We start from the raw sequence: 18,053 nt of genomic DNA, 5'->3' as shown, positions 1-18,053 counted from the left end.
AGGTCCGCGCGGGTCACAGCCCCGACACACTCAGCGCGTTCAGGCATTCACATACCGTGGCACCCATCGGCGAGCTCCCGCAGGAGAATCTATGAGACCAGACCGCGATCTAGCGGAGTAGTACTAGCCACCGGAGGCGGACCCGGATCCCCGCCGGACCGGCCTCGACGGTGCCGGGCACGGGTCGGGGCATGGCCTTGACGGCGAGAGGGCGTGGCCTTGACGGCCCCGGGCATGAAGAAGGGGCCCCGGGCAACACTCCGCCTGCGGCGCAGGCGGGCCGGATGGACCATGGTCGGGATGGGATCCCGCCCTCCGGCTGCCAGGGGCCCCGGTGGTTGCCTCGAATTCGCCAAGCGGCACGAGACAACAGTCCGCGTCGTTAGCGGACAACCACCTCGCTAGTCCGACTATGACTAACCATTATTCGGACCACCTCCTTTCCGCGTACTCAAGAAGCTATGTGCTGGGCCGCAAAAGGGGCAAGTGAATATCACCGAGCTGTGTGATGGACCACCGCAAGGGGCGGATTCTGCCCATACACTCGGGGGCATGACCGAGACGCAGTGGCACGAGGAACTCCGTGCGAGGGGCTACCGGGTCACCCCCCAGCGCCAGCTCGTCCTTGAGGCGGTCAAGAAGCTGGAGCACGCCACGCCCGAGGAAATCTGCGTCAAAGTACGGGAGACCGCCCGCGGCGTGAACATCTCGACGGTCTACCGCACGCTGGAGTTGCTGGAGGAGCTCGGCCTGGTCACCCACACCCACCTCGGGCACGGTGCGCCGACCTACCACCTGGCCGCCGAGGCCGACCACGTGCACCTGGTGTGCCGGGGGTGCGACGAGGTGTTCGAGGTGCGCCCCGAGGTGGCGGACGGGCTGGTCAACACGCTGGACAAGGAGCTGGGGTTCGTGGCCGACGTGCATCACCTGACCGTTTTCGGGCGATGCCGCAACTGCCGCTAGCCTGGAGGCATGCGTAGCCCTCTGCTCGACCTCCCCGGCGCGGTGCCCGCCGACGGGCCGGATTCCGACATAGCCGCGCACTACGGCGACCTGTTCGCCGAGCAGCGCGCGCTGGCCAAGGGCGAGGCGGTCGTCGACCGCAGCAACCGCGAGGTGGTCCGCGTCTCCGGCGCCGACCGGCTGAAATGGCTCAACGACCTGACCTCGCAGAAGCTCGACCGGTTGGCGCCCGGGCAGTGGACGCAGACGCTCGACCTCGACCTGCAGGGCCACGTGCTGCACCACCTGACGCTGGTCGACGATGGCGAGAGCGTGCTGGCGCACGTCGAGCCGGGCACCGCGCAGAGCCTGATCGACTATCTCGACCGCATGCGGTTCATGCTGCGGGTCGAGGTGTCGCGGGCCGACGACCTGGCGGTGCTGTCCACGGCCGAGGAGGACTTCCTGGTGCCGCGCGCCGAGTTGCCGGAGCATCTCGGCAGGCCGCTGGCGGGGCTGTGGGCCTACGAGGCGCTGCGCATCGAGGCGCACCGGCCGCGGCTGGGGTTCGACACCGACCACAAGACGATCCCGCACGAAGTGGGGTGGATCGGGTCGGCCGTCCACCTGAGCAAGGGCTGCTACCGCGGCCAGGAGACCGTGGCCCGGGTGCACAACCTGGGGCATCCGCCGCGGCGGCTGGTGTTCCTGCACCTCGACGGGAGCGTCGACACGCTGCCGCCGCACGGGGCTCCGATCATCTTCGAGAGCCAGGAGATCGGGGTGGTGGGCTCGGCCGCCCGGCATCACGAGCTCGGGCCGATCGCGTTGGCCGTGATCAAGCGTACGGTGCCGGTGGACGCTCAACTGCTGGCCGGTGGCGTGGCCGCGGCCCAGGAGATCGTCGTGCCGCCGGACGCGGGCCGCAACGTCACCATCGACCCGAGCCTGCGCCGCCGCCTGCGCTGAGGGCGGGTCGTCACACGTCCAGGATGAGCGTGATCGGGCCGTCGTTGACCAGGGACACCTTCATGTCGGCCCCGAAGACGCCCGTCTCCACGTGCGCGCCCAGCGCCCTCAGCTCCGCCACCACCGCGTCGACCAGCGGCTCGGCGACGGGTCCCGGGGCGGCCGCCTGCCACGTGGGCCGACGGCCCTTGCGCGCGTCTCCGTAGAGGGTGAACTGGCTGATCACCAGCAGTGGCGCCGACACGTCCGAGCAGGACTTCTCGCCGTGCAGGACGCGCAGCCCCCACAGCTTGGCGGCGAGCTTGGCGGCCTCGGCGGGCGTGTCGGTGTGCGTGACGCCCACCAGGACGAGCAGCCCCGGCTCGGCGACCGACCCGACAATGCGCCCCTCGACCTCGACCGACGCCGAACTCACCCGCTGCACAACCGCTCGCATGGGATCCCATTCTGGCGTAGAAATCGCCGTTCGTAGACTCGTGCCGGAAAGGGGAGCTCAATGTCGTTGGTTGTGGAAGTCGTCCGGTCCGGGTTCGTGGAGTCCACGGATCAGGCTCGCATGTTCACGGTGGACGCCGAGGGGCGCCCGATCGAGACCCGGGGCGCGGTGCACGTTCCCGCCTCGCCACGGTCGTCGATGAAGCCGCTGCAGGCGCTCGGCATGCTGCGTGCCGGGTTGCGGCTCGAAGGGGAGTTGCTCGCGCTGGCCTGCGCGTCGCACTCGGGCGAGCAGTTCCATGTGGAGGGCGCCAGGAAGATCCTGGCGGGGGCGGGATTGCCGGAGGATGCCCTGCTGTGCCCCGAGGACTACCCGTACGACCGGGCGGTGACCGAGCGCGGCCGCGCGTACATGAACTGCTCCGGCAAGCACGCCGCCATGCTGGCTACCTGCGCCCTGAACGACTGGCCGCTGGACACCTACACCGCGCCCACCCACCCGCTGCAGCGGGCGATCAGGGAGACGGTGGAGGAGATGACGGGCGAGCGGGTCGCCGCCTCGGGCGTGGACGGGTGCGGGGCGCCGCTGTTCTTCGTGTCGATGCTGGGGGTGACCAAGGCGTTCCGGGCGTTTCCGAGGTCGTCGCCCGACTCGTACGAGCGCAAGATCTTCGACGCCATGACCGCCCACCCCGAGTGGACCTCGGGCACCGACCGGCCCGAGGCCAGGCTCATGCGCGCGCTTCCCGGGCTCATGCTGAAGTCGGGGGCGGAGGCGTTCGACGCGTTCGTGTTCGAGGACGGGCGGGCGGGCACCGTCAAGATCGAGGACGGCGGGGCGCGGGCCCGCATCGCGGTCACGGTGGCGGCGCTGCGCTCCCTCGGCCTGGACGCGCCCGAACTGGCCGAGCTGGGCACCCCACAGGTGCTCGGCGGCGGCCGCCCGGTCGGCGAGTTGCGCGTCCGCTGATCCGGGCTCAGGGCGAGCTGCGCGCCCGCTGATCCGGGCTCAGGGCGAGCTGCGCGCCCGCTGGACCGGGACTCAGGATGAGCTGCCGGTGGGCAGCCGGGTGAAGGTCGCGCGGTAGGCCGTGGGCGTGAGCCCGACCCGGGCGATCATGTGCTTGCGGAGGGAGTCGGCACCGCCCAGCCCGCTCTGCCCGGCCACGTGGTCCATCGGCAGGTCGGTCGTCTCCAGCAGCTCCCTGGCCCGGTCGATGCGCCGCTGCAGCAGCCACTGCAGCGGGCTCATCCCGGTCTCCGCGTGGAAGCGCCTGGTCAGGGTCCGCACGCTGGTGCTGGCGTGCGCGGCCAGGTCGGTCAGGGTGAGCGGGCGGTCGAGGCGCGCGAGCGCCCAGGCTCGGGTGGCGGCGAGCGAGGCGCCGCGCTCGGGAGGCAGCGGGGTCTCGATGAACTGGGCCTGGCCGCCCGGCCGTACGGGCGGGACGACCGCGAGCCGCGCGGCCGCGTTGGCCACCGCAGCGCCGTAGTCGAGCCTGACCAGGTGCAGGCACAGGTCGATGGCGGCGGCCGCGCCCGCCGAGGTGAAGATGCCGCCGTCCTCGACGAAGAGCAGGCCGGGCTGGACGTCGACCGCCGGGAAGCGGGCGGCGAGGTCGTCGGCCAGCCCCCAGTGGGTGGTGGCCCGCCGCCCGTCGAGCAGCCCGGCCTGGGCCAGCACGAACGCGCCCGTGCACAACGAGGCGATGCGCGCGCTGCGGGCCGCGGCCTGCCGCAGGGCGTCGAGCACCTCCGGGGGAGCCGGCTCGCCGCCGCTGCCCACGGCGATCACCGTGTCGGCGCCCGCCACCGTCTCCAGGCCGTCCGGCACCACGATGTCGGGGCCTCCGACGGTCGCCAGCGGGCCGGGGCGCGCCGTGCAGACGCGCACCTCATAGTCGGCGGCGCTGTTGAACACCATGAGGGGGATCGAGACGTCGAAGCTCAGCACGGGGCACACGACGACGACCGCGATGCGGTGCATGGCCAGATCCTCCGGATAGTCGGCATTCCGGCCACTATCTCACGAGGCCGCAGGTCGGCACCGTTGTCCTCATGAAACTTCATGTGATCGTGGGCCGTGGGGCCGCCGCGTCGAGGACCGCTCTGCTGCTGGCCGGTGACGGCGAGCGGGTCCGGATGATCAGCCGTACGGGTGGCGGGCCGGACCACCCGCTCGTCGAGAGGGTCGCCGCGGACGCGACCGACGCCGATCGGCTCACCGAGCTGGCGGAGGGGGCGGACACGCTGTTCACCACCGCCGCGCCGGCGTACCACACCTGGCCCGAGCTGTTTCCGGTCCTGTCGGCGGCGCTGCTCACCGTGGTGCGGCGGACCGGCGCCCGCTACGTCATGCTCGGCAACCTCTACGGCTACGGGCCGGTGGACGGGCCGATCCGGCCGGACTCCCCGCTGGCGGCCACCGGGCCCAAGGGCCGGGCCAGGGCCCGGGTGTGGGAGGAGGCCGCAGCCTCCGGCGTACGGGTCACCGAGGTGCGGGCCGGTCAGTTCTACGGCGCCGGCGCCTACTCGGTGTTCAGCCTCATGGTGCAGCGGCAGGCCCTCGACGGCACCCTCGCCCTGGTGCCGCAGGAGCTCGACGTGCCGCACAGTTACTCGGCGATCGGCGACACAGCGCGCACGCTGGTCGCCGCGAGCCGCGACGAGCAGGCCTACGGCCGGGCCTGGCACGTGCCCACCGCGACCCGGTCGGTGCGGGAGCTGGCCGGGCGGCTGGCCGAGCTCGCGGGGGCGCCGAGGCCGCGGCTGGAGGTGATGACCGAACGCGACCTGGCCCTGCTCGCGCTGACCGAGCCGTTCTGGGGCGAGATGCACGAGGTGCTCATCAAGCCCGGCCATCCGTTCGTCGTCGACTACTCCGAGACGGAGAAGCTTCTCGGCGTGAGCGCCACGCCGGTGGACGACGTGCTCCGGGAGGTGATCCCGAACTAGGATCTGTCGCCCGGCTGGGGGATCGCGACGACGCCCAGGGTGATCTGCCGCCGTCCCGGGCCTGGGACGGCGTGGGCGAGGGGGTCGATCAGCTCCCGCAGGCGCCTCCTGAGGAGGGCGAGCTCATCGTCGTCCACCCACAGATGCGCTGAGAGGTATGTGAGCCCCTCGGTGACCGGATCCTCCGCGCCCTCCAGGTAGGCGTGTGCCTGCGCCATCAGGCCCGTCACGAACGCGGTCACCGCCCGCTCGTGGTCGTCCGGGGACAGCGCCGAAGGATCGGGCACCGCGCCCTGGACCGCGTGCTCGTCCAGCTCGTAGGTGTGCTCGACGGCTCCACGCACCTTGCGCTCGCCGGCGACGCGGATGACGCCCGCGTCGAGGAGCCAGCGAAGGTGCCGGTAGAGGCTGCTGTACGGAACGTCCGGCAGGGCCTGGCGCAGTTGTGTCCCGGTGCGCGGGCCGAGGGCCAGGACCTGCGCCACCCGGATCCGGACCGGGTGCAGCACACCGACATCGCTCACGTGCATCCTTCCCCGACGATCGCCGCTCTCCGGCATCGTAGCGCCCCATTGACTCCATTATTGGCTATAGTCTTAAATATGGAATCAATCGACCCTGGGGGAGCCACCATGACCGTCACCACGCCAGACCTGCGCGAACGCCTCGCCACCCAGGCCGAGCGGCACGGCGTCCCGGGCGCCGCGCTCGCCGTCCTGCGCAACGGGGTCGTCGCGGAGGCGGCCACCGGCGTGCTCAACACGCGCACCGGCGTCGCGGCCACCACGGACTCGGTCTTCCAGGTCGGATCGATCACCAAGACGTGGACGGCCACGCTGATCATGCAGCTCGTGGACGAGGGGCTGCTGGACCTCGACCGGCCGATCCGCGACCACCTCCCGGCCTTCGCGCTGGCCGACGAGGCGGCGGCGGCCCTCGTCACCGCTCGCCACCTGCTGACGCACACGGCGGGGTTCGCCGGGGAGGACCTCACGGACTACGGCCGGGACGACGGAGCCGTGGCCGCGCTCGTGGCCGGTCTGGCCGGCGCGACCCAGGTCACCGAGCCCGGCGCGCTGTTCTCGTATAACAACGCCGGATTTGTCGTCCTTGGCCGCCTGGCCGAGGTGTTACGGGGCGACGCCTGGAGCCGGGTGGCGCGGCGGTGGCTGGTCGGGCCGCTCGGGCTGGGGACCGTGGTCACCCTGCCGGAGCAGGCCCTCCTGCACCGCACCGCGGTCGGCCACGTCGAAGGCGGAGGGAGGCTGACCCCGGCTCCGGTCTGGTCGCTCCCGCGCGCGCTCGACCCGGCCGGCGGGCTGGCCATGAGCGCAGGGGACCTGCTGGAGTTCGCCCGCCTGCACCTGCGCCGCGGGCTCGCCCGCGACGACACGCGCCTGCTCTCACGCGCCTCGGCCGAGGCGATGCGCACCCACCAGTCGGCGCCCCCACCGCTGTCGGCCTTCCCCGGCTCGTACGGCCTGGGCATGGATCTGGACCACTGGGACGGCGGCACAGTGGTCGGCCACGCCGGGGCGACGATCGGCCAGAAGGCATACCTGCGCATGGTCCCGGACGCGGACGTGGCCGTGGCGCTGCTGACCAACGGCGGCGGCTCGGACGGGCTCTACGCGGACCTGGTCCTCCCGCTGCTGGCCGAGCTCGCCGGCGTGCGCGCCCCCGAGCCGGTGACACCGCCCGCGGCCGGCCCGCCCGCCGACCCCCACCGGTATGTCGGCGACTTCGACATGGGCCTGGCCACCATCAGGATCGGTCACGACGGGCGGGGGCCGCTGACCATGACCGTCATCCCGCGGGCCGCGGCCATCGAAGCGCTGGTCACCAACCCGGTCACGGCGCTGGCCGCGCTCGACGACGTCCACTTCGTCGAGGTCGAGCCGGACCACGGCGAGCACCGGGACCTCATCTTCCTCGACCCGGATGCCGACGGGCGCTTCCGCATCCTGCACAACAGCCGCGCCATGCCACGTATCGCATGAGGCCGTGCGGTAACCGCTGCGTGCGAACGCGACAACGCCGCTGCGTGCGAACGCGACAACGCCGCTGCGTGCGAACGCGACAACTCGGTCAGAGGCTGCGGAACTGGCGGGTGGCGGAGATGGCTCCCGAGGTCGTCGTGGTGAACGTCCGCATGGACCCGGCGAACTTGGACAGATCCCACTCCGCCGGCCCGTGATACCAGTACAGGTTGTCCGCCTGGTGCCCGTTCCCGGTGACGGAGGCCACCACCCGCGACCAGTGCTCCACGCCGTCGAAGATCACGGCATAGGGCAGATAGCGGGAGAACAGCTCCACCCGGTGCTGTTCGGGCACTTCCCCCAGTTCCCCGGAGAACAGGTACTGGCGGAAGCCCATCGTGTGCGCCAGCGCCGCCGAGCCCTTGGCGGTCTTGGCCGGCATGTACTGGCCGCCGATGGCCAGCGCGCCGCCCGCGATCACCACAGCCAGCCCGAGCAGCCCGTACGTGGTGAACCAGGCCAGCGCGACGGTGGCCAGTAGTCCGACGCCGATGAGCGCCACGCCGATCGTCGTCCACCGGGTGCGCTCGGTGTCGGGGCGGCGGGCGAACCAGCCCTGCTTGACCACGTCGGCGTAGAGGGCGTCGCGCACCTTGCCCAGGTGGCTGGCGAACGAGCCGGAGAGCTGCGACAGCAGCACCGTGTCCCGGCCTTCGAAGATGGCGTCGTAGAGCGCGCGCTCGTAGGGCAGGAGGGCGTTGACGGGCGCGTTCGGCAGCCGGACCAGCATCCAGTCGGGGGCGTCGTACGTCTGCCGGGGCTGCTCGTCGATCCGCAGGTAGCCGCGTACGGCGAGGTCCACGATGGTGGCGGTCACGTCGACCACGTCGGCCTGCTCGTCCACGAGGGTGCCGATCTGGCCCGGCCGAACCCCGTCTGGGGGAGCGAAATGGCCGTTCTGCACCGGAGATGATGCCGGGCCTTGCTCGTGCCCCGCGACCCTGGCGTCGCGGCCCCGAGTCCAGTAGAGCAGGCCGATACCGCCGAGCAGCAGCACCAGCAGGGCGGCCAGGGCGCCGCCGGTGACGGTGTCCAGGGTGAAGGCGGAGGTCAGTGAGAAGCGCCGCTCCAGGATGGGCGCGCCCTGGCTGGATCCCTTGGGGTAGCCGACGATCACGGTCAGGGCCTGGCCTGAGGCGAGGCTCTGCTGCTCGAAGGTGGCCTGGGTGCCCGTGTGGTCCATGGACGCCGAGGTGCAGCCGATGGCCGAGGTCAGCTCGCCGGCGAAGCAGGACAGGTTCTGCACCTGGCCGGGGCCGCTCACCGTGACGGTGGCCTTGGTGACCGGTTGGTTCCAGCCGTTCACCGCGAACCAGCGCAGCTCCTCGACGGCTCCCGAGGTGGTGACCGCGCCCTTGATGTCGTATTCGACGCTCGGGCCCGTGACGGTGAGCACGTCACCCGCGAGCGTGCCGCCCTTGACGTTGGCGATCTGGTAGAGGCGGTCGTTGTCGTCGTCGAAGCGCGTTCTGGTGGTGAACGTGCGCTTGAGTCCCGCCGACGCCCCGGTGATCTTCTCCACGACGTGCAGGGTGCCGTCCTTGGCCAGGGTCATCGTCACTTCGTCCGTGATCCCTGCCTCCGCTGTCGCCGCGGGGGCGGCGGTCAACGCCAGCGCGGTGACACTCAGGGCGGCCAAGGTGAGTCTGAAACCCGTCATGGCGGCACATCGTAGCGGTTCGTGCCCATCGGTCCAGCGAGATGTAGTTTGCCGATTGCTGAACGATCACCAGGTCCCGCCGTTCGGCGCCCGGCCGGCCTAGCCGGAGATCTGGATGCGCAGGCGGCGGAAGCCACGTCCCTTGCTCTCGATCTTGGCGACCTTGATGTGCCCGATCTGCTTGGTGGAGGCCACGTGGGTGCCGCCGTCGGCCTGCGTGTCGAGACCGACGATGTCCACGATGCGCACGTCCTGCACGGTCTCCGGCACCAGGTTCGTGGCCGTGCGGATGATGTCGGGGATCTCGAACGCGTCCTTGCGCGGCAGGACCCGCACGTCGATGCGCCGGTCGGCGACGATCTCGGCGTTGCAGGCGGCCTCGACGGCCTCCTTGAACCCGGGCGGCACCTCGGGCAGGTTGAAGTCCATCCGCGCGCTGAGCTCGTCCATGTTGCCGCCGGTGACGAGGCAGCCGTAGTCACGGAACACCACGCCGCACAGCACGTGCAGCCCCGAGTGCGTACGCATGAGGGCCGAACGCCGCTCGTCGGCCACCGCCGCCCGTACGGTGGTGCCCGCGGGCGGGATCGGGTCGCCCTCCGCCGGGATCAGCTCCAGGTCGTCACCTTTGCGCATCCCCACGATCCGGGTCTCCACGCCCTGCCAGATCAGAACTCCGTGATCCGCCGGCTGGCCCCCGCCGCCCGGATAAAATGCCGACCTGTTCAGCACGATTCCCTCTGGCGTGGCATCCAGCACCACGGCTTCGAAGTCACGTAGGTTCTGGTCCGCGAGTTCCAATCGCTGTGTGCGCCCGTGGAGGTCGTAGGTCATATCGGCAGCCTAGTGCCCCGAGGTGGTAATGCGTGGCCTGAGACATCGGTCCGGGATCGCGCCGGTCATCGCCTTCATGGCGATCTCTGGCTGTGGCGGCACGGTCGCGGGAAACGGCCTGTCGCGGCCGGTCAGCACGTCTGCGGCGCCGGCCAAGGCGCCGGTGATGATGTTCGTGGGCGACAGCTTCACCGTCGGGTCGGGGCCGGTGCCGGAGTGGGAGACGTACGCCACGGGGGCCGCGCGCCGGCTGGGCTGGCAGCCGGTCATCGCGGGCGCGGGCGGCACGGGGTTCGTCAACGAGGGGCGCGTGGGGCGTACGTTCCGGGAATCCTTCGAGGTGGAGCTGGCCTGGCGGCCCGCTCCTGACCTGCTGGTCATCTCCGGCGGGCACAACGACCGCCGCTGGAGCGCCGAACGCGTCCGGCACGCCGCCGAGCGCCTGCTGGCGAGGGTGCGCGCCCACTGGCCGGCCACCAGGGTCGTCGTGGTCGGGCCCATCTGGCTGGCCGACGCGCCGGGCAAGGCCTACGAGGTGCGCGACGCCGTGGCACGGGCGGCCGTGCGGGCGGGCGTGGCCTTTCTCGACCCGCTGGACCGGCGCTGGGTCACGGGCAAGCGGTCGAAGGTGGTGTTGCCCGACGGCGTGCACCCCACGCGCGCCGGGCACGAGCACCTCGCCGCCTGGCTGGCCGCGAAGCTGTCCTGATCACCAGGGCCCGTAGGGGCCGCTGTTGCCCCGGCCGCCCATGCCCTTGACCGCCGGCTTGACGTCCACGATGTAGATGGTGGCGGCGATGACGGCCGCGATGGAGAAGATGCCCAGGCTGGTCAGGCCGATGAACGTGCCGCCGCCGATGAACAGGAACACCGTGAAGTATTGCCAAAGCCCCCCGCCGGACAGCAGCGTGGCCAGCGCGAGGATGATCAACCAGATCTTCTTCTGCAGCTTGCCCGCCGACGTGAACGCGGCGGTCGGCACCCGGAGCGCGTGCACGAGCCCGTAGACCGACATGCCGAAGATGATGGCGGCGAGCACCAGGAAGAGAAGGTTGAAGACGCTGTTGATCAGATTCATGTTGTCGGCTCCGCCCAACGCGCGATGGAATGCGGCTTCAGCCTAATGGGCGCCGCCGACGGGCGGGCACCCCGCGAAGGGAAAGGCCCGCCTCCCGATGGGAGCCGGGCCTCACGCGAAATCAGGCCTTGGCCTTGGTGGTGCGGTTGGTCGTGCGGGTCTTCTTGACCGGCTCGGCGACGGGCGGCTCGGCGGCCTCGGACACCTCTTCGAGCTCCAGTGCGGCCTCGCCGCTCGCCTTGCTGACCACCTTGCGGCCACGCGTGGCGAAGTCCTCGTAGACCTCGGTGGCCCGGAGGGTGAGCTGGTCGGCGTAGTCGCGGGCCTTCACGGGGAACTCCCTGGCGAAGCCCTCGGCCAGGTCGGCGTAGGTGCGGGCCTTCTCCGGCAGGTCCTTGGCGAGCTCGGTGCGGCGCGTCTGGAGCCGCTGGAGCTGATCGGGCAGCTCACGCAGCTTCTCGAACGCGAAATCGCTCATGCCGGCGACCGCGTAGAACGGCTTGGACTCCGTGAGCTTCTTTACCTCGGTGGCGAGCGTCATGGGTTAACCTTCCTTGGTTTCCTGGGTGACGTTGCCGTTGCGTGAGGTCGCCGCATAGGGCTCAAGTGCGGCGAGAAACTCCTCGGGCAGCGGCTCGTCGTCCGAGTCGGAGTCGTGCCGGAGGCGAGCGTTCTGGGAGGTCTGCTCGTCTTCGGCGCGCTTCTCCTTTCGGAACGACTCATAAATATCAATCAGCACCTGGCGTTGCCGTTCGCTGAGATTCGTGTCGGCCCGGATCGCGGTGATCACATCGCTCGGTGGCTCCCGGTCCTCGATGAGGCCGGCCTGCACGTAGAGCGCCTGCGACGAGATGCGCAGCCCCTTGGCGATCTGGTTGAGAATCTCCGCGCTGGGCTTGCGCAGCCCGCGCTCGATCTGACTCAGGTAGGGGTTGGAGACCCCGGCGGCCGCGGCGAGCTGGCGAAGCGAGATCTTCGCCTGTTGCCGCTGCTCGCGGATGTACTCACCGATTGAGCCGACCTTGGGTAGTGCCATACGGCCAGTCTGCCCGGCGGTGCTTGCAATTGCAAACAGGGCGATTAACCGCAGCAAGCATCAGAGCTGGATAACCCAGAGGAAGGGGGCAGTGGTGAGCAAAGTCACAGACAGTGCGATGAATCCATAACGCGCCGACACGGCCAGCTCCGGACCCGGCTTGATCAGGCGGTCCACCCTGGCCATGACGTTGTGGGCGTGCAGGCCCATCATGCCGTGCGGGGTCGGCATGGCGCCCGCCGTACCGAACCTGAGCAGCGCCGTCGCCAGCCTGCGCGGCGAGCAGTAGCGGCGGGCGCGGTCGTCGGCGGCCATCTCGATGAGCAGCTCCACCTGCGCCTGCGCGTCGGACACGACCTTGGACCAGGGCATTGCCCGGCGCAGCGCGGCGAACGGCAGCAGCACCAGGTCGTGGCGCTCGCGCACGTGCGCGGCCTCGTGCGCGAGCACGGCCGCCAGCTCGTCCTCCGACAGCAACTTGAGCGCGCCCTCGCTGACCACGACCTGCGAGCGCAGCCCCGGCACGCAGTAGGCGGCGGCGCTGGGGTGGGCCAGCACCCGCACGCCCGGCATGCCCGGGTCGTCATGGGAGATCAGCGCGAGCAGCATGCGGTGTCGTCGGCGGGCCCGCAGCGCCTGCACGCCCGCGGTGAGCAGCACCACGACCAGCACGGCCAGCGAGGTGAGCCCCGCGATCAGGGCCAGCACGTGCAGCGCGTCCCACGCGTGCGGCGGCGGCTCCCCGTGCGCGAACACGATCAGCCCGGGCAGCACCCCCGTGCCGAAAGGCTGGACGGCGTAGGCGAGCATGGTGCCCGTGGTGGCCAGGCCCCAGGCCACGCCCAGGGACTGCCAGACGATGATGGCCAGCCGGGGCGCGCGTGAGGTCCACCGGGCTGTGGTGAAACGCCAGGAGCCAACCGCGCACGCCATGGCGAGCGCTGCCAGCGCCGCTGCCGTGATCACTCGTCCTCCAGCTCCGTAAGGGCCTTGCGCAGGATCTCCGCCTCCGGGCCCGACACGGCCTGGGCGAAGCGGGTCAGGGCGGCCGATCGGTCGCCCGTCAGGTCCAAGGCTTCCAGCATAAGCTCGGCGATGTAGGCGTCACGGCTTTCCGCGGGCTGATACCTCCACGCCCGGCCGTCGCGGGTGCGGTGCAGGAATCCCTTGCGGGTGAGGCGGTCGAGGACGGTCATCACCGTGGTGGGGGCAAGGTCGCGGTCGGCTATGAGCCTGCCGACCTCGCGGGCGGTCAGCGCCGTGCTCTCCGCCCAGAGGATGTCCATGATGCTGCGCTCAAGCTCGCCAAGACCTTTCACATCCTTCAGACTAGCTCTACGACCTGTCGAGCTGACATCTGGGGACCGATGGACCTGCTGTCCACGCGACCTTATATGGCAACGCGTATACGGGTACTTGCCTCTACCTAGATACACGGCAAATCCTGAAAAATCGTGTAACGCGGGGCCCTCTGCCGTCCCGGCCGACCCGGTGGGGCGGGTCGGGTGTGAGGTGGGACGGTGGCCCTGGGTGAGGGGGTGAGGGCCAGTGCGGTGTGCGGGTTTGCGGTGGGTGCTCGTCGCTGACAGGGTCGGTGGGATGCATATCACGCTGGTCCAGGGCGACATCACCGCCCAGCAGGCGGACGCCGCCGCCCGGATCGCCCTGGAGACGGTGCGCCAGGCCGGGACCTCGGTCGAGGACGTGCGGTTCGTGCTGTTCGACAGCGCGGCCTACGCCGTGTTCGAGGCGCGCCTGGTGGGCTGACGCGGATCGACGGCCGACCACGGCAGGGTCAGCTCGCCGAGCCGCCACCGGCCCGGTCCGCCGAGCGGGGGCCGCGCCGGAATGGGCCAGGATTCGGACAACAGCCGCACCGAGGCCAGCCAGCGCTGCCGTGCCCCATGAGCCCCGTAAGGGGCGCTGACCGCCCAGGCGTGGTCGAAGTCGCGCAGGAAGCTGTGAATGCGCTCACCCGGCACGTTCCGGTGGATGAGCGTCTTCGGCAGCCGGTCGGCCAGGTCGGAAGGCCGCTCGAAAGCGCTGAAACGGGCGGAGAAGGTGATCGTCCGCGGTCCCTCCGGCGAGAGTCCCACCCAGACCGCGCGCCGCCCGTTCTCGGACGAGGTCCCCTCGACCAGGACACCGCCCGGGGCCAGCCTGGCCCTGAGCACGTCCCAGTAGTGCCACGCCTCGTCCTCGCCGTACTGCCTGAGCACGTTGAAGGCCCGGACCAGCGTCGGCGGGCGCGGGACCGGCAGTTCGAAGCCGCCCAGCCGGAAGGTCAGCCCCTGCCGCTCGTAGGGCTTCGCCAGCGCCACCCGGGCCGGATCGATCTCGATCCCCACGACCTCGACCCCGGGCGCCACCCGCCGCATGCGCGTGAACAGCTCCAGCGACGTGGTGTGGGAGGCGCCGTATCCGAGGTCCACCACGAGCGGCCGGTCGGCGGCGCGCAGGGAGCGGCCGTGCACGGCGGCGATCCACCGGTCGCAGCGCCGCAGCCGGTTGTACGCGGTCGTCCCCCGGGTGATCGCGCCGACCGGCCTGCCGGTCGAGGAAGCGGAACGCCCGCCCGGCCCGCCGGGCTCAATCACCGACGCGGTGCAGCTTGTGCTGTGCGGCCTGGGCGCGGGGGCGCATGACCAGGCGGTCGATGTTCACGTGGGCGGGGCGCGTCACGCACCAGGCGATCGCGTCGGCCACGTCGTCGGCGGTCAGCGGGTCAGGCACCCCTTCGTAGACGCGGTCGGCCGCCGCCTGGTCCCCGCGGAAGCGGGTGACCGCGAACCCCTCGGTCCGCACCAGGCCCGGCGCGATCTCCACGATCCGCACCGGCTGTCCGACCAGCTCCAGGCGCAGCGTCTCGGCCATCGTGCGCTGGGCGTGCTTGGCCGCCACGTAGCCGCCGCCGCCCTCGTACGACACCAGCGCCGCGGTCGAGGTCAGCATCACCAGAACGCCGTCGCCGGACTCGACGAGCCGGGGGATCAGCGCCTGGGACACGCGCAGGGAGCCGAGCACGTTGGTGTCGTACATCTGCTGCCAGTCCTCCGGCCGGGCCTCCGCCACGGACTCCAGGCCGAGGGCGCCGCCGGCGTTGTTGACCAGCACGTCGCAGCGCTCCAGGGAGCCCGCGAGCGCGTCGACCGACTCCTGAGAGGTCACGTCCAGCGTCACCGGCCTGATCGAGGGCACCTCTGAGGCCAGTTCGTCCAGCCGGTCGCGGCGCCGGGCGCCCGCCACCACGTCGTATCCCTCGGCGGCGAGCCGCCGCGCGGTCGCCTCTCCGATCCCGCTGCTCGCGCCGGTCACCACGGCTGTCTTCCGCATGCGGAACATCCTGCCAAACAGGATCGGGGCTCTCCGCCTGCGGTGTCGGCAAAAGCCCCAATAACGGACATCCCCGGCCCCCGATTGTGACTCGGAGTCGGGAATGTCGGAAAAATCTAGACAGTTCTTACAAAATTGGAGGTGGTGTCGAGTGAGGCGACGACGGGTCAACAGGGTCGCGACCATCAGCATGCACACGTCACCCTTGGACCAGCCCGGAACAGGCGACGCCGGCGGCATGAACGTGTACATCGTCGAGTCGGCCAAACGGCTCGCCCAGCTCGGCGTGGAGGTCGAGATCTTCACCCGGGCCACGGCGCGCGACCTGCCACCCGTGGCCGAACTCGCCCCGGGCGTCCTCGTCCGCCACCTCACGGCGGGCCCGTACGAGGAGGTGGACCGGGCCGACCTGCCCGCCCAGCTCTGCGCGTTCCTGTCAGGGGTGCTGCGGACCGAGGCGATGTACGACCCGGGCCACTACGACCTCATCCACTCCCACTACTGGCTGTCCGGCCAGGTCGGCTGGCTGGCCAAGGAGCGCTGGGGCGTGCCGCTCGTGCACACCATGCACACCATGGCCAAGGTCAAGAACCTGCTGCTGGCCCAGGACGACCAGCCCGAGCCACGGGCCCGCGTGGTGGGCGAGGAGCAGGTGGTGGAGATCGCCGACCGCCTGGTGGCCAACACCGTGGACGAGGCCCGCGAGCTCATCGACCTGTACGGCGCCCCCGAGCAGCGGGTGGCCGTCGTGAACCCCGGCGTCAACCTCGCCGTCTTCCGCCCCGGCTCCCAGGCGGTCGCCCGGCACCGGCTGGGGCTGCCGCAGGGCGCGCCCGTGCTGCTGTTCGTGGGCCGGATCCAGCCGCTCAAGGCGCCGGACGTGCTGCTGCGCGCGGCCTCCAGGATGCTCATCGACGACCCGTCGCTGCGCGAGCGCCTGGTCGTGGCCTGCGTCGGCGGGCCCTCGGGCAACGGCCTGGCCCGGCCCTCCTACCTCACCGAGCTGGCCACCGAGCTGGGCATCTCCGACGTTGTCCGCCTCGTGCCGCCCGCTCCCCAGGAGGAGCTGGCCGACTGGTACCGGGCGGCCTCGGTGACGGTCGTGCCCTCCTACAGCGAGTCCTTCGGGCTGGTGGCCCTGGAGTCCCAGGCCTGCGGCACCCCGGTGGCGGCCGCCGCCGTGGGCGGGCTCCGCACCGCCGTACGGGACGGGGTGTCGGGCGTGCTCGTGAACGGCCATGACCCGGCGGAGTGGGCCCGCACGCTGCACCGGCTCGTCACCACGCCGAGCCTGCGCGGCGAGCTGTCGGAGGGAGCCCGCGCCCACGCGGCGGCGTTCGGCTGGCAGGCGACGTCCTCGCGGCTGGTGGAGGTGTACGCGGGCGCCATCGCGAACCTCCACAAGACGCCCGTGGCCGTGAACTCCTGACCCGGCTCCTATCCTGTCGGCATGCGTGATGTCGTCGAAGCCGCGCTCAAAGCCGCGGACGTCTCCTACGACGAGCCGCGGCCCGGGGCGTTTCTCGTGAAACTCCCCGGGCAACACAAGCTCGCCACCATGACCTGGCTGATCGTGGGGGAGCGGGCGCTGCACGTGGAGGCCTTCTTCTGCCGCCGGCCCGACGAGAACCACACCGAGTTCTACCGCTGGCTGCTCGGCAAGAACGGCTCCATGTACGGCGTGCACTTCTCCCTCGACCCCGTCGGCGACGTCTACCTGGTGGGCCGGGTCCCGCTGGCGGCCGTCACGGGGGACGAGGTGGACCGGCTCCTCGGGTGCGTGCTGACGTACGCGGACGAATGGTTCGACCGGGCGCTGGAGCTGGGTTTCGCCTCGTCCATCAGGCGCGAGTGGGAGTGGCGCGCGAAGCGCGGCGAGTCCCTGGCCAACCTCCAGGCCTTCGCCCGCTTCGCCGACCCGGACCGGTGACGCGGCGGCGCACCTCAGAAACCGCCCCGGAACACGGAAACCATAGGATTGGCCCCATGGCGACTTTGGTGCTGCTTAGGCACGGCGAGAGCGACTGGAACGCGAAGGGCCTGTTCACCGGTTGGGTGGACGTGAGCCTCTCGGCCAAGGGCGAGGACGAGGCCCGCCGCGGCGGCCGGCTCCTCATGGACAACGGGCTGCGCCCGGACGTCGTCCACACCAGCCTGATGACCAGGGCCATCCAGACCGCCCACCTCGCCCTGGCGGAGGCCGACCTGCTCTGGCTGCCGGTGAAGCGGAGCTGGCGGCTCAACGAGCGCCACTACGGCGCGCTGCAGGGCAAGAACAAGGCGCAGACGAGGGAGGAGTTCGGCGACGAGCAGTTCATGCTGTGGCGCCGCTCCTATGACGTGCCGCCGCCCCCGATCGCCGACGACGACGAATACTCCCAGGTCGGCGACGCCCGCTACGCCCTGTTGCCCCCGGAGCTCATGCCCCGCACGGAGTGCCTGAAGGACGTGGTGGAGCGCATGCTCCCCTACTGGTACGACGAGATCGTCCCGGACCTGGCGGCGGGGCGTACGGTCCTGGTGGCGGCGCACGGCAACTCGCTGCGGGCCCTGGTCAAGCACCTGGACGGGGTCAGCGACGAGAAGATCGCCGGCCTCAACATCCCGACGGGCATCCCCCTGCTCTACGATCTCGACGCCGACTTCCGGCCGACCCGCCCCGGCGGCGAATACCTGGACCCGGAGGCCGCCAAGGCCGCCATCGAGGCCGTGGCAAACCAGGGCCGCTGACCCGGTGCGCCACCCTGCCGGGGTCGCTCGGGCGGCCGTGGC

Annotated in this window: 22 protein-coding genes; 10 read left to right on the top strand and 12 right to left on the bottom strand. The window is 71.1% G+C overall.

Annotated elements, in window-relative coordinates:
- Positions 1 to 552 precede the first annotated feature (552 nt).
- Both ABGB18_RS42215 and ABGB18_RS42210 read left to right on the top strand, forming a co-directional pair.
- Positions 553 to 966, top strand: a complete 414-nt coding sequence (locus tag ABGB18_RS42215) for a Fur family transcriptional regulator (protein ID WP_347701311.1) — start codon at positions 553 to 555, stop codon at positions 964 to 966.
- 9 nt (positions 967 to 975) lie between these two features.
- Positions 976 to 1,914, top strand: coding sequence for a folate-binding protein (locus ABGB18_RS42210; protein ID WP_347701310.1), 939 nt, complete (start codon positions 976 to 978; stop codon positions 1,912 to 1,914).
- A 10-nt stretch (positions 1,915 to 1,924) separates the two neighbouring features.
- Here the strand turns inward: ABGB18_RS42210 and dtd are convergent, their stop codons facing one another.
- On the bottom strand, positions 1,925 to 2,350 hold the full coding sequence (gene dtd / locus ABGB18_RS42205) for a D-aminoacyl-tRNA deacylase (protein ID WP_347701309.1): 426 nt from the start codon (positions 2,348 to 2,350) through the stop codon (positions 1,925 to 1,927).
- Between the two features lie 60 nt (positions 2,351 to 2,410).
- Between dtd and ABGB18_RS42200 the strand changes: the two genes are divergently transcribed.
- Positions 2,411 to 3,319 (top strand): asparaginase, encoded by a 909-nt coding sequence (locus ABGB18_RS42200; protein WP_347701308.1) that lies wholly within the window; start codon positions 2,411 to 2,413, stop codon positions 3,317 to 3,319.
- Between the two features lie 72 nt (positions 3,320 to 3,391).
- On the opposite strand, the gene ABGB18_RS42195 is transcribed toward ABGB18_RS42200, so the two are convergent.
- The gene (locus tag ABGB18_RS42195) at positions 3,392 to 4,333 is read right to left on the bottom strand and encodes a helix-turn-helix domain-containing protein (protein WP_347701307.1); all 942 of its coding nucleotides are present in this window, start codon (positions 4,331 to 4,333) and stop codon (positions 3,392 to 3,394) included.
- 71 nt (positions 4,334 to 4,404) lie between these two features.
- Here ABGB18_RS42195 and ABGB18_RS42190 point away from each other — a divergent pair, with 71 nt between their 5' ends.
- Positions 4,405 to 5,301, top strand: a complete 897-nt coding sequence (locus tag ABGB18_RS42190; RefSeq protein WP_347701306.1) for an NAD-dependent epimerase/dehydratase family protein — start codon at positions 4,405 to 4,407, stop codon at positions 5,299 to 5,301.
- On the opposite strand, the gene ABGB18_RS42185 is transcribed toward ABGB18_RS42190, so the two are convergent.
- Entirely contained in the window at positions 5,298 to 5,825 is a 528-nt protein-coding gene (locus ABGB18_RS42185; protein ID WP_347701305.1) for a helix-turn-helix domain-containing protein, read from the bottom strand. The two genes, ABGB18_RS42190 and ABGB18_RS42185, sit on opposite strands and share 4 nt — an antisense overlap.
- 78 nt (positions 5,826 to 5,903) lie before the next feature.
- Between ABGB18_RS42185 and ABGB18_RS42180 the strand changes: the two genes are divergently transcribed.
- Positions 5,904 to 7,301, top strand: coding sequence for a serine hydrolase domain-containing protein (locus ABGB18_RS42180; RefSeq protein WP_347701304.1), 1,398 nt, complete (start codon positions 5,904 to 5,906; stop codon positions 7,299 to 7,301).
- An 88-nt stretch (positions 7,302 to 7,389) separates the two neighbouring features.
- Here the strand turns inward: ABGB18_RS42180 and ABGB18_RS42175 are convergent, their stop codons facing one another.
- Positions 7,390 to 9,000, bottom strand: coding sequence for a DUF2207 domain-containing protein (locus ABGB18_RS42175; RefSeq protein ID WP_347701303.1), 1,611 nt, complete (start codon positions 8,998 to 9,000; stop codon positions 7,390 to 7,392).
- Between the two features lie 99 nt (positions 9,001 to 9,099).
- A complete protein-coding gene (locus tag ABGB18_RS42170; protein ID WP_347701302.1) occupies positions 9,100 to 9,834 on the bottom strand; it encodes an alanyl-tRNA editing protein in 735 nt (244 codons plus the stop codon).
- Positions 9,835 to 9,910: 76 nt separating this feature from the next.
- Between ABGB18_RS42170 and ABGB18_RS42165 the strand changes: the two genes are divergently transcribed.
- Positions 9,911 to 10,543, top strand: a complete 633-nt coding sequence (locus ABGB18_RS42165; protein WP_347701301.1) for an SGNH/GDSL hydrolase family protein — start codon at positions 9,911 to 9,913, stop codon at positions 10,541 to 10,543.
- Here ABGB18_RS42165 and ABGB18_RS42160 read toward each other — a convergent pair whose 3' ends face one another.
- From ABGB18_RS42160 to ABGB18_RS42140, 5 genes are all read right to left on the bottom strand, one after another.
- Positions 10,544 to 10,912, bottom strand: coding sequence for a DUF2516 family protein (locus tag ABGB18_RS42160; protein ID WP_347701300.1), 369 nt, complete (start codon positions 10,910 to 10,912; stop codon positions 10,544 to 10,546).
- Positions 10,913 to 11,033: 121 nt separating this feature from the next.
- On the bottom strand, positions 11,034 to 11,453 hold the full coding sequence (locus ABGB18_RS42155) for a hypothetical protein (RefSeq protein WP_347701299.1): 420 nt from the start codon (positions 11,451 to 11,453) through the stop codon (positions 11,034 to 11,036).
- A 3-nt stretch (positions 11,454 to 11,456) separates the two neighbouring features.
- On the bottom strand, positions 11,457 to 11,948 hold the full coding sequence (locus ABGB18_RS42150) for a helix-turn-helix domain-containing protein (protein WP_347701298.1): 492 nt from the start codon (positions 11,946 to 11,948) through the stop codon (positions 11,457 to 11,459).
- A 60-nt stretch (positions 11,949 to 12,008) separates the two neighbouring features.
- The gene (locus tag ABGB18_RS42145) at positions 12,009 to 12,914 is read right to left on the bottom strand and encodes a M56 family metallopeptidase (protein WP_347701297.1); all 906 of its coding nucleotides are present in this window, start codon (positions 12,912 to 12,914) and stop codon (positions 12,009 to 12,011) included.
- Positions 12,911 to 13,267 carry a BlaI/MecI/CopY family transcriptional regulator gene (locus ABGB18_RS42140; protein WP_347701296.1) on the bottom strand — a complete coding sequence of 119 codons (357 nt, stop codon included), beginning with the start codon at positions 13,265 to 13,267 and terminating at the stop codon, positions 12,911 to 12,913. The genes ABGB18_RS42145 and ABGB18_RS42140 overlap by 4 nt, the downstream gene beginning before the upstream one ends.
- 280 nt (positions 13,268 to 13,547) lie before the next feature.
- Between ABGB18_RS42140 and ABGB18_RS42135 the strand changes: the two genes are divergently transcribed.
- Positions 13,548 to 13,715: a hypothetical protein gene (locus ABGB18_RS42135; RefSeq protein WP_347701295.1), complete on the top strand. Its 168-nt coding sequence runs from the start codon at positions 13,548 to 13,550 to the stop codon at positions 13,713 to 13,715.
- Here ABGB18_RS42135 and ABGB18_RS42130 read toward each other — a convergent pair.
- Together ABGB18_RS42130 and ABGB18_RS42125 are read right to left on the bottom strand one after the other, a co-directional pair.
- Entirely contained in the window at positions 13,682 to 14,545 is an 864-nt protein-coding gene (locus ABGB18_RS42130; protein WP_347701294.1) for a class I SAM-dependent methyltransferase, read from the bottom strand. The genes ABGB18_RS42135 and ABGB18_RS42130 overlap by 34 nt on opposite strands.
- Positions 14,538 to 15,281, bottom strand: a complete 744-nt coding sequence (locus tag ABGB18_RS42125; RefSeq protein WP_347701293.1) for an SDR family NAD(P)-dependent oxidoreductase — start codon at positions 15,279 to 15,281, stop codon at positions 14,538 to 14,540. Before ABGB18_RS42125 ends, ABGB18_RS42130 begins: the two co-directional genes overlap by 8 nt.
- A 151-nt stretch (positions 15,282 to 15,432) precedes the next feature.
- Between ABGB18_RS42125 and mshA the strand changes: the two genes are divergently transcribed.
- From mshA to ABGB18_RS42110, 3 genes are read left to right on the top strand one after another with little or no spacing between them, the layout of a single operon-like run.
- Positions 15,433 to 16,710: a D-inositol-3-phosphate glycosyltransferase gene (mshA, locus tag ABGB18_RS42120; protein ID WP_347701292.1), complete on the top strand. Its 1,278-nt coding sequence runs from the start codon at positions 15,433 to 15,435 to the stop codon at positions 16,708 to 16,710.
- Positions 16,711 to 16,731: 21 nt separating this feature from the next.
- A complete protein-coding gene (locus ABGB18_RS42115; protein ID WP_347701291.1) occupies positions 16,732 to 17,211 on the top strand; it encodes a YbjN domain-containing protein in 480 nt (159 codons plus the stop codon).
- A gap of 56 nt (positions 17,212 to 17,267) precedes the next feature.
- Positions 17,268 to 18,011: a phosphoglyceromutase gene (locus ABGB18_RS42110; protein ID WP_347701290.1), complete on the top strand. Its 744-nt coding sequence runs from the start codon at positions 17,268 to 17,270 to the stop codon at positions 18,009 to 18,011.
- The last annotated feature ends 42 nt before the right edge of the window (positions 18,012 to 18,053 follow it).

The sequence above is a fragment of the Nonomuraea sp. B12E4 genome (genome assembly GCF_039871825.1).
Taxonomy (GTDB): Bacteria; Actinomycetota; Actinomycetes; order Streptosporangiales; family Streptosporangiaceae; genus Nonomuraea.
Note: the sequence above shows the minus strand (reverse complement) of the source record. Positions and strands in the feature narration are given on the sequence as shown.

Excerpts from the sequence above, each read along its gene's own strand:
- ABGB18_RS42215 (WP_347701311.1), top strand. The coding sequence starts at position 553 with ATGACCGAGACGCAGTGGCACGAGGAACTCCGTGCGAGGGGCTACCGG.
- ABGB18_RS42210 (WP_347701310.1), top strand. The coding sequence starts at position 976 with ATGCGTAGCCCTCTGCTCGACCTCCCCGGCGCGGTGCCCGCCGACGGG.
- dtd (WP_347701309.1), bottom strand. The coding sequence starts at position 2,350 with ATGCGAGCGGTTGTGCAGCGGGTGAGTTCGGCGTCGGTCGAGGTCGAG.
- ABGB18_RS42200 (WP_347701308.1), top strand. The coding sequence starts at position 2,411 with ATGTCGTTGGTTGTGGAAGTCGTCCGGTCCGGGTTCGTGGAGTCCACG.
- ABGB18_RS42195 (WP_347701307.1), bottom strand. The coding sequence starts at position 4,333 with ATGCACCGCATCGCGGTCGTCGTCGTGTGCCCCGTGCTGAGCTTCGAC.
- ABGB18_RS42190 (WP_347701306.1), top strand. The coding sequence starts at position 4,405 with ATGAAACTTCATGTGATCGTGGGCCGTGGGGCCGCCGCGTCGAGGACC.
- ABGB18_RS42180 (WP_347701304.1), top strand. The coding sequence starts at position 5,904 with ATGGAATCAATCGACCCTGGGGGAGCCACCATGACCGTCACCACGCCA.
- ABGB18_RS42175 (WP_347701303.1), bottom strand. The coding sequence starts at position 9,000 with ATGACGGGTTTCAGACTCACCTTGGCCGCCCTGAGTGTCACCGCGCTG.
- ABGB18_RS42170 (WP_347701302.1), bottom strand. The coding sequence starts at position 9,834 with ATGACCTACGACCTCCACGGGCGCACACAGCGATTGGAACTCGCGGAC.
- ABGB18_RS42165 (WP_347701301.1), top strand. The coding sequence starts at position 9,911 with ATGGCGATCTCTGGCTGTGGCGGCACGGTCGCGGGAAACGGCCTGTCG.
- ABGB18_RS42160 (WP_347701300.1), bottom strand. The coding sequence starts at position 10,912 with ATGAATCTGATCAACAGCGTCTTCAACCTTCTCTTCCTGGTGCTCGCC.
- ABGB18_RS42155 (WP_347701299.1), bottom strand. The coding sequence starts at position 11,453 with ATGACGCTCGCCACCGAGGTAAAGAAGCTCACGGAGTCCAAGCCGTTC.
- ABGB18_RS42150 (WP_347701298.1), bottom strand. The coding sequence starts at position 11,948 with ATGGCACTACCCAAGGTCGGCTCAATCGGTGAGTACATCCGCGAGCAG.
- ABGB18_RS42135 (WP_347701295.1), top strand. The coding sequence starts at position 13,548 with ATGCATATCACGCTGGTCCAGGGCGACATCACCGCCCAGCAGGCGGAC.
- ABGB18_RS42125 (WP_347701293.1), bottom strand. The coding sequence starts at position 15,281 with ATGCGGAAGACAGCCGTGGTGACCGGCGCGAGCAGCGGGATCGGAGAG.
- ABGB18_RS42115 (WP_347701291.1), top strand. The coding sequence starts at position 16,732 with ATGCGTGATGTCGTCGAAGCCGCGCTCAAAGCCGCGGACGTCTCCTAC.
- ABGB18_RS42110 (WP_347701290.1), top strand. The coding sequence starts at position 17,268 with ATGGCGACTTTGGTGCTGCTTAGGCACGGCGAGAGCGACTGGAACGCG.